This is a genomic window from Rhodoferax sp. RT4P68, assembly GCF_056521305.1.
In genome coordinates, this window is record NZ_JBWMBB010000037.1 from 1 (window position 1) to 1639 (window position 1639).

Below are 1639 nucleotides of genomic sequence, written 5' to 3' on the forward strand. Positions count from 1 at the left end.
ATGGAAATGCGGGCGACGTCCTGCAGCAGCACCGTCGCGCCTTGCTCGGTCACGAACGGCAGCTGACGCAGGCGTTCGAGCGAGTCACGCACCTCGCGCGGGTAGCGCACGTTGATCGGGTAGCGCTCCCGCCCGGCCACGACTTCGCCCACGTTCTCACCGCCGATGGCCGTCGCCACCACGGCCTGCACGTCGGCCACCGACAGGCCGTAGCGGGCAGCAGCAGCGCGGTCGATGTCCACGTCGATGTAGCGCCCCCCCGCAAGCCGCTCGGCCAGCGCGGACGAGACGCCGGGCACCCCCTTGACTGCCGACTCGATCTGCGCCGCGAGCCGGTCGATGGTGGCCAGGTCGGCGCCCGCCACCTTGATGCCGACCGGGCTCTTGATGCCCGTGGCCAGCATGTCGATGCGGTTGCGAATCGGCGGCACCCAGACATTGGACAGGCCCGGCACCTGGACAACACGGTCCAACTCTTCGACCAGCTTGGCGGGCGTCATCCCAGCCCTCCACTGGTCGCGCGGCTTGAACTGCACCGTCGTCTCGAACATCTCCAGCGGCGCTGGGTCGGTGGCCGTATCGGCGCGGCCGGCCTTGCCGAAGACGCGCGCCACTTCCGGCACGGTCTTGATCAGGCGGTCCGTCTGCTGCAACAACGCCGACGCCTTGGAGACCGAGAGGCCTGGCAGGGCCGACGGCATGTACAGCAAGTCGCCTTCGTCCAGCGGCGGCATGAACTCGCCACCCAGGCGCAGCAGCGGTACCGCCGTCACGGCCAGCATCAGCGCTGCAAGCACCAGCGTCGTCTTGGGAAAGCGCAGCACCGCTTCCAGCGCCGGCCGGTAGAGGCGGATCAGCCCGCGGTTCAGCGGGTTCGCGTTCTCCTTCGGAATGCGCCCCCGGATGAGGTAGCCCATCAGCACCGGCACCAGCGTGACCGACAAGCCGGCGGCTGCTGCCATGGCGTAGGTCTTGGTGTAGGCCAGGGGCGCGAACAGTCGCCCTTCCTGGGCCTCCAACGTGAAGACCGGCAGAAACGACAGCGTGATGATCAGCAGCGATGCGAACAACGCGGGCCCCACGTCGACCGAGGCTTGTGTGATCAGCGCCCAGCGTTCGGGGATGGTGGGCGGCCTGCGGTGTACGTCTTCGAAATGCTCCAGCTGCTTGTGCGCCGCCTCGACCAGCACCACGCTGGCATCGACCATGGCACCGAGCGCGATGGCGATGCCGCCAAGGCTCAGGATGTTGGCGCTCATGCCCTGCCAGTGCATCACAGTGAAGGCGGTCAACACACCCACCGGCAGCGTGACGACCGCGACCAGCGCAGAACGCAGGTGGAACAGAAACACCGCACACACCAGCGCCACGACGATGAACTCTTCGATCAGCTTCTCGCGCAGCGTGGCCACGGCCCGGTCGATCAGCTGGGACCGGTCGTAGGTTTCCACCACCTCGACGCCGGGCGGCAGGCTGGCCTTCAATACGGTCAGCTTGGCTTTGACGGCTTCGATGGTCGAACGCGCGTTCTTGCCGGAGCGCATGACCACCACGCCCCCGGCGACCTCGCCCTCCCCATCCAGCTCGGCAATGCCGCGCCGCATCTCGGGACCGATCTGGACGAAGGCCACATCGCGCA

The 1639-nt window shown here is 67.8% G+C and carries 1 protein-coding gene; it reads right to left on the reverse strand.

From position 1 onward, the window contains the following. A partial coding sequence (locus AC099J_RS31455; RefSeq protein ID WP_479619248.1) for an efflux RND transporter permease subunit occupies positions 1-1639 on the reverse strand: 1639 nt, incomplete at both ends.